The following is a 7,312-nucleotide window of genomic DNA, read 5'->3' on the forward strand; positions in this document are numbered from 1 at the left end:
TCGCGCAGGTCCTGCGTCAGGCTCTCGGCGCGCGCGTGGACGCGGCCGGGATCGAGGCGCTGGCCCGAAGGCTTCTGGGCGCGAGCCTCGCCGCCGTCGATGCGCTGGTCCGCTCGGCAAAATCCGCCGCCCGACAGGGTGCTCGGGATCTGGCGCTCGCCGATCTGGAGGGCAGCATCCCCGGCCCGCGACCGAACCCGGCTGCCGAATGGCGGATTGCCGTGCATGAGGCCGGTCATGCGGTGGTCGCGCATCTTCTGCGCCGCAGTGAGGTGACGCGGCTCTCCATGGGGCCGGAGGGCGGGCTCACCGAGCGGGCGCTGCGCGATTGGGAGGGTCTGGAGACCGAGTTCGACGATCATCTGGCGACCGATCTGGCCGGTCGCGCAGCAGAGCGTGTGGTGCTGGGCACGGTCTCTGGCGGTGCGGGCGGCACGCGGCACTCCGACCTCGCGCAGGCCACCCGGCTCGCGCTCAGGCTCGAGACGCAGATGGGCCTTGGCGCCCTCGGCCCGGTCTGGGTCGAGGAGACCGGCTATCGCGATCCGGACCTCTACCGCCGCATCCGGGCGCGGCTCGAGACGGCGGAGGCACGGGCGGCCAGCCTGATCACCGCGCACCTTCCCGCACTGCTGGCGCTGGCCCGCGCGCTTCTGGCCGAGCGGGAGCTCGCGGGCGCAGGCCTCTCGGCGCTGCTTGCCGCGCTTGATGCACCGGACGGCTCCACCGCCTGCGCGCGGGCGGGATGAGGGCGGCGCGCCGCGCGCCGATGGACCAGCACAAAAGGAGACACCCGTGATGTCCGCTATCGCCCAGCCGCTGATCAGCGCCCGGATCGCCCTCGCCCTGTCGCAGGTCGAATACCAGCGCCTGCCGTCTGGGCTGATCAAGCAGTGGGGTGTCGGCACCACGGACAGTGGTGGAACGGTCGCGATCACCTTCCCGATCGCTTTTCCGACCGCGCTCCGGCAGGTGGTGGCCACTGACCAGTCTGCAGCGGCGACCGCAAACAACGCTCACATCGTGTCGACCATGAACCGCACCTCGAGCGGCTTCACTGCGATTACCTGTCGGTACGACGGCACGCTGAACTCCTCAGCTTTCTCCTACATCGCGATCGGGAACTGACATGACCAAGTTTTTCACCGCTTCCCCATTGGCCTTGTATGCCCCAGAGATTCACGGCGCGGCAATTCCAGCTGGTGCCGTGGAGATCTCTGACGAGGAACATGCAGCCCTCATTGAGGGGCAGGCAGCGGGTCGGATTATCGCGGCCGGTTCAGATGGACGGCCGGTGCTGCAGGATCGTCCCACGCTGACGGGAGCGGAGTTGCTGGCCATCGAGCGCCAAGGCATGCGGTGCTCGCGTTTTCAAGCGCGCGCCGCCCTTCACAACGCGGGGCATCTGCCCACCATCGAGGCGGCCGTCGCAGCCGCGCCCGCGCTGGTGCAGATCGCCTGGGCAGATGCGACCGAATTCCGCCGCGACAGCCCGACGATCGCCGCGCTCGCAGCTGGGCTCGGGATGAGCGAAGCGGACATCGATGACCTGTTCAGGACTGCGATGCAGATCACTGCTTCAAGTCGGCCCGTCCAACTGCCCTGTCAGGTTGCCACGGATGCCTAGGGGCATGCCAAAACAGGAGACTTCCAGTTGCTACTAGTGGCAGTCGCTCACGGTAGCCACCATCGCTTCGTTTTCTCAAAGAAGGAGATCGACAACCTTAATAGTTGCATCTCCAATATAGATTTGGAAGTCAGCTACTAGATCTCCATCGATGTCGCCCTCCAATAGACCCTTGGAAAGGCGCAGCTCACCGTTCGCTCCGGAAAACTTTGTCGATCCAACAAACCTAAAGTCTTGATCGCCAGGTCTAATCAAGTTTGCATCAATAGATCGAAGATTAATCACATCAACCCCTGACTGAAAATCTGTGATCCGATCGACTGAGCAACCAAGGGTAGACGCCATGCGTTCCCCAAAAACAAAAACGTCGCTGCCAGCACCTCCTGTCAGTAAATCGTCCTTCATGCCCCCGACGAGTGTATCTGCGCCATTGCCGCCGAAAAGCGAATCATTCCCATATCCACCCAATAAAAGGTCGTTGCCACGCTGTCCAGCCAGTACATCTAGACCGCTGCCACCGATACAAGTGTCGTCTCCTGCGCCACCATAAATTCTGTCGTTTCGACTAAACCCCGACACTAAATCTCTTCCATCGAGGGAAAAGACTACGTCATCTCGATCCGAAAGATGCATTAAATCTCCCTTCCGTGATCCTTTCAGATTAACACCCTCATCTCCCTTTAGAATAGTGATCTCTGCAGTCTCCCATGGTTTTAGCTCTAGACTCACTCTTCCCTTTCTGAGTAGATCCCCGATGGGCATCAACACAACCGCTTCTGCGTTTGGGTCAAGTGGATCGCAACCTTCTGCAACACCGACGATCCTGACAAAGGCATGGTGGGCCCCTTCACTCAAACCCCGGACATCAAAAGTCTCTTTGATCGTGTGAGCTGTACGGTTCGACGCGTATATTACGTCTTTCGTTGCGCTACCAAAGGTCTCAACAAACATCTCACGATCACGATCGCCAGTAAGATATCTGCTCACCGCGGATGACTTCACTAATTGCAAGCCAATTGTTGACTCTGAAAGCATACGGAACATCTCTCCATTTATGCTTAGCCCCTCCCAGGTACTACCGGGCAACCCATTCGACACTGCAAGATTCTGTGGATTGTTCTGGAGGACGGCGTAAAATGATGCATTCGATACACCGGCTTCTATCATCTCTGCGAACAGCCAAACAATTGAAGAAGCCGAACGTAGGCCCGCTTCATAAATGTTATCACCTTTCACATTCCATTCTGTAACATATTCGACGAACGTCTGGTCTGCGTCATAGCGTCTTGCCCAATTTGTCCAAACATCGAATGCACCGTAGAAGGTGCGATCAATGCCTTCCTTTTCGCCAAAATGCGCGGTATCACTTAGGAATCTGTGTGTAGTCAATCCATCTACAGCGCGCAATTCGCGTGTATTAAATTCCTGTAGGATTCGTATCGTTTCTATCTCGGATTCCCCTCGATGTCCGACTTGTACAACTATATTCGGCTCCTCCCAAGAAGCTCCAACGGAATTCTGGGAGCGGAATTCGTTGATTGCATTTTGCACAATGAGAGACAAGCGACTCGCTACTCGACCATACTCAAACGGGTCCAAGCCTGTATAATACCATTCATTTCCTATTTCGAATGCATCGATGGTTGCACCCGTAGCTTCAGCTTTCTTCAACGTCTGAGTAATAAAATTCCTGACAATTTTATCGTCTACGATCAAGTGCCGCATTAAGTTCGCGTCGGGCTCCGACAGAAATCGTTTAGTGGGTATAACAATTACTGCATCGATCTTTCGGCTACCGCAAAACTCGAGAAAGCTATCCAATGGTGCAACTTGGGCACCGTTTTGTATTGGTCGGTTGGGGTGTTCGATGTCGAAGTAGTCCTCGGTAATCGCGCCGCCCGGGTAACGGAGGAGCTTCAATCCGAGTTCATCTACCGCATTTATGTATGCGCCACCCCCACTTCCTATGTCCTCCGGAGAAACAGAGTCTCTCGTGAACAAGAAGTTTGCCCCAAAATGCGAAGAAGTTACCTCGCTTCCTTTGTAGCTCCAGTTGCCCTCATAGGTCAGTACCATCTGTATACCTCCAGATAAACTCATGACACTGTGGAGGAGGTGGGTGAAGACTAGGTTAAGGGACCTTCGTCGTGTCTGCTAAAGGTTCGAGGCGTCGGGCGGATGTTCAGGACGATTTCGGACTTCTGAATCTTGCGGTATTGGAGGATCAAAGTGTGCTCTTGTATGATTCCACTAGATCAAGCATGGAAAGCCAAGTAGGGAAAGTTCTGTGGCGACTGTGTGGCCAATCCGATCGCCGAGGGAGCTGGGTGAGTATTGCAAGCGTAAAGTTTTTAAGGGGGAGTAGGTTTCCTCCTTCAAATTTCATCACAAGCGCAGGCCTGAATTCCCCAGTAGCTCAAGAGATAGTCGTTGAACGCGACAAAAATGCTTCGAATCCTAGAGAATAGCTCTGCGCCTATCTGTTCCGTGTGGCCAGTTTGCAGATGCTCCTCGCAAATATCGCAAATTTCAAACTTGCATTCGTTTAACGTCAGCAATAAACCTGACGGGTCTGCGATAAGTGTATGCCAAGTCAGACTTTCCTCATCCAGTGCAGAAACCACTGAAGCAACAAGATCTGCAATTTCCACCGCGCATTGTTCTTGCGCTGAGTGGGTGCCGATTTCCCTTACGGTGCTCTTGGTCTCGTGCATCAGTATGTCGAAAATGTTTGGCCAGCGATATTTGGATTGGATGTGGCCTGCAATGGATATGCTCTTACTGACTTCAGAGTAGATTCGTTCAGCTTCTTTTTCGGATGTTATTCCGAGAAGATTGGAGATTGCCTGTTGATCGATTGGGACGTCGATCACTGATAGGTAGCAGAGGGAGTCGGCGGTCAATTCTATTCTTCCTGTTTAGTCGCGTTGTTTCTTGCGTTTCGCGTGTCAGTGTTGGGTTGATAGGTTTATTGGGCTATCGCCAGGGTTGATTTCATATGTAATTGGTTAAGGAGCCGTTACTTTTCAATGGTTTGAATTTCGACGTGGTTTCCAAAAGAGATACAATATCCGATTGAGGTCGCTTATGTTGCCTACCTTAACTCGTTTTCATGCGCTGACTGGCAAAGGGATGGTGAACACCGCGTGCCGGCTCGGTGTGTCTTGCAATGTTTGAGCATCGCGTCCCAACGATCATGATTCGTAATGTGGAAATCGCGCCAGAGGATAGGGCGGGGCGCTGTCGCCATTCTGCGGGCAGAGATTTGAAACCCCGTATGTGAGGCACCCATGCCCACTCCCGCCCTCGCTCTATCCCGACCTTCCCCTGATCGAGGACTGGCTCTGTCTGCAGGACGGTCTCCTCTTGCGCGTTCATGGCCAGATCCATGAGGGTGAGGTTCCTCCGCGTCACCGCCTCAGCGCCGCCGTCATCGCGGTGGAGACCGCCCCCGGACGCATCATTCGCTGCGTCGATGGCGACTACCGCCTGGGCCAGCCCCGCGCGCTGCCCGCAGAGATGCCGCCCGATGGACCCACGCACCCCCGGCGACCGATCAGCTGGGAGCGGTTCTGCCGCCGCGTGGACCTGGTGCAGGCCCTGCTGCAGCGGCAGATCGAGGGGACCGGATAAGCCCTCGTCCCCTGCGCCACCGCCGTTTCCCCCGACAAAGGCGCGCGCCATCACCATTCTGCGCGCCCCACCACCAGACCCGAAGGAGATTTCCAATGTCTGTTCTTGTTATCGCCGATCTGCATCTGGATCGCTGGCTTCAGGCCGGGAGGGACCCGCTCGCGGCGCTGCCGCGCGACCTCTTCGATGAACTCGACGGACTGATCGTCGCCGGCGATCTCACCAACAACCCTGGGGTCCGCTGGCCGCGGATGATCCGGCTTCTCGCAAGCTACCTGCCGCCTGGGCGCATCCATCTGCTGCCCGGCAACCACGACTACTATGATTGCATGCTCGATGGCGAGGATCGTCTGACCACGATCTGTGCCGAAGAGGGTGCCCACTTCCTGCAGAAGTCGGAACTGGTGCTCAGCGGCATACGCTTCCTCTGCGCCACGCTCTGGACGGATTTCGCTCTGAAGGGCGATCCGGCCCGGGCGATGAGGATCGCCGAGCGCGGCATGAACGACTATGCCTGTATCCGGCTTGGTGCGGGTGACGCCCGACAGATCCGGCCTGAGGACACGGCGCTGATTCATGCCGATCATCGTACCTGGCTGGAGGCGCGACTGGCGCAACCATTCGCGGGGCGCACCATCGTGGTCACCCACCATTGCCCGCATCCAGATCTCGTTGGCGCGTGGCGGAGCGAGCTCGATCCGGCTTATGCCGCCAATCTGTTGCCGCTGATCGAGCGCGCCCAGCCGGATGCATGGCTGTTCGGTCATACCCATCACCCCATCGAGGGCATCGTCGGCCGAACGCTGGTCCGCAATGTCTCGCTTGGCTACCCCTACCAGGTAAGTCGTGGCGCGGAGGCCGGGCTGCTGATGCGCGGGCTGATCCGGCGCACGGATCACGCCGGGCAGCAGGCGATGCAGGTCCGTGCCGCGCGCGCAGACCCGGCGGCGGCCCGCGCCATCCTCAAGCCGTCAGTGCCGGATTTGCCGCCAGATGACGGCGAGACGCGATGACCAGCGCCTCATCAATGTCCGGGCAGCCTCGGCCTCCCGGACGCCCTCCCGATCCTTCGACCCGAAAGGTATGCTAATGAAGCTCCTTGTTCTCGCAGACCTCCACCTTGACGAGATCAGCGACCGCGACCTCCTCGACCAGCTTGGCGATGAGATCCGGGATGCGGCCACGGGCGTCGAGGCGCTGATCATCGCCGGCGATCTGGCCGAGGTCGCAACCCGCAAATGGCCCCATGCGCTCCGCTGGCTCGGGTCGCTGGTCCCCGCTGCGCGCACGGTCCTCATCCCCGGCAACCACGACTACTATGGCGAGAATCTCTCGACCGTCGACGCCGAGCTGGACCGGATCTGCAGTGAGGCGGGCTGCCGCTTCGGTCAGTGCCAACAGCTGGAGATTGGCGATGTGCGTATCCTGATGACGACGCTCTGGACCGACATGCGTCTCTTCGCCGCCGCCGGTGACGCGGCCGTCGCCGAGGCGCTCTGGAACGCCCGGAAGATGCCGGACTATGGCTATGGGTCCATCGTCATTGGCAGCCCGGAGCGCGAGCTGAAGCCGCAGGATACCGTGCTTGTCCATCAGACCCAGCTTGGCTGGCTGACCGCGGAACTTGCCCGGCCCTGGGTCGGCAAGACCGTTGTCGTCACCCATCATGCGCCGTCCGGGTCGGTCGCAGGCCCCATCACACCGCTCTCGCCCTGCTTTGCCTCCGATCTCGACGCGCTGATTGATCGCTACCGCCCGGATCTCTGGGCCTTCGGCCATACCCATCGATGGGCCGAGGTCCGGATGCCGGGCGGCACGCTGCTGCGCAATGTCTCTTTCGGCTACGAACACGAATTCCGCCTTGGCGATATCCGCGAACGGGTGCGGCGCGGGCTGATCGACCTCGATCAGATCAGGGCGGGGATGTGAGCATCATGGCGCGCAGAGACAGGCGGGCGCTCGACGATCATCGAACGGTCCTGCGCGTCCCCCGCTTTTTTGCCCGTCGGGCCTGCCAATGCCCTTCCGTGAAGACCTTGCCGTCGCACAGCC

7 protein-coding genes and 1 pseudogene are annotated in these 7,312 nt (G+C 58.8%); 6 read left to right on the forward strand and 2 right to left on the reverse strand.

Annotation, left to right across the window (positions count from 1 at the left end; all coding sequences use genetic code 11):
* The 3 genes and pseudogenes from FQU74_RS01895 to FQU74_RS01905 form a co-directional block, all read left to right on the forward strand.
* A pseudogene (locus FQU74_RS01895) lies at positions 1 to 749 on the forward strand (AAA family ATPase); the annotation flags it as partial.
* 49 nt (positions 750 to 798) lie between these two features.
* Positions 799 to 1,128 (forward strand): gp53-like domain-containing protein, encoded by a 330-nt coding sequence (locus tag FQU74_RS01900; RefSeq protein WP_146284764.1) that lies wholly within the window; start codon positions 799 to 801, stop codon positions 1,126 to 1,128.
* 1 nt (position 1,129) lies between these two features.
* Positions 1,130 to 1,627, forward strand: a complete 498-nt coding sequence (locus FQU74_RS01905) for a hypothetical protein (protein ID WP_146284765.1) — start codon at positions 1,130 to 1,132, stop codon at positions 1,625 to 1,627.
* Between the two features lie 75 nt (positions 1,628 to 1,702).
* Here FQU74_RS01905 and FQU74_RS01910 read toward each other — a convergent pair whose 3' ends face one another.
* Entirely contained in the window at positions 1,703 to 3,703 is a 2,001-nt protein-coding gene (locus tag FQU74_RS01910) for a M10 family metallopeptidase C-terminal domain-containing protein (RefSeq protein ID WP_158635507.1), read from the reverse strand.
* Positions 3,704 to 4,002: 299 nt separating this feature from the next.
* On the reverse strand, positions 4,003 to 4,530 hold the full coding sequence (locus FQU74_RS01915; protein ID WP_146284767.1) for a hypothetical protein: 528 nt from the start codon (positions 4,528 to 4,530) through the stop codon (positions 4,003 to 4,005).
* 376 nt (positions 4,531 to 4,906) lie between these two features.
* Here FQU74_RS01915 and FQU74_RS01920 point away from each other — a divergent pair, with 376 nt between their 5' ends.
* The 3 genes from FQU74_RS01920 to FQU74_RS01930 all read left to right on the forward strand — a co-directional run bounded on the left by FQU74_RS01920 (position 4,907) and on the right by FQU74_RS01930 (position 7,189).
* Complete coding sequence (locus FQU74_RS01920) at positions 4,907 to 5,260, forward strand: hypothetical protein (RefSeq protein ID WP_146284768.1); 354 nt, start codon at positions 4,907 to 4,909, stop codon at positions 5,258 to 5,260.
* 95 nt (positions 5,261 to 5,355) lie between these two features.
* Positions 5,356 to 6,273, forward strand: coding sequence for a metallophosphoesterase (locus tag FQU74_RS01925; RefSeq protein ID WP_146284769.1), 918 nt, complete (start codon positions 5,356 to 5,358; stop codon positions 6,271 to 6,273).
* Between the two features lie 76 nt (positions 6,274 to 6,349).
* Positions 6,350 to 7,189: a metallophosphoesterase family protein gene (locus tag FQU74_RS01930; protein WP_158635508.1), complete on the forward strand. Its 840-nt coding sequence runs from the start codon at positions 6,350 to 6,352 to the stop codon at positions 7,187 to 7,189.
* Positions 7,190 to 7,312: the final 123 nt, after the last annotated feature.

It is taken from the genome of Gemmobacter aquaticus, from assembly GCF_007859075.1.
Taxonomy (GTDB): domain Bacteria; phylum Pseudomonadota; class Alphaproteobacteria; order Rhodobacterales; family Rhodobacteraceae; genus Gemmobacter; species Gemmobacter aquaticus.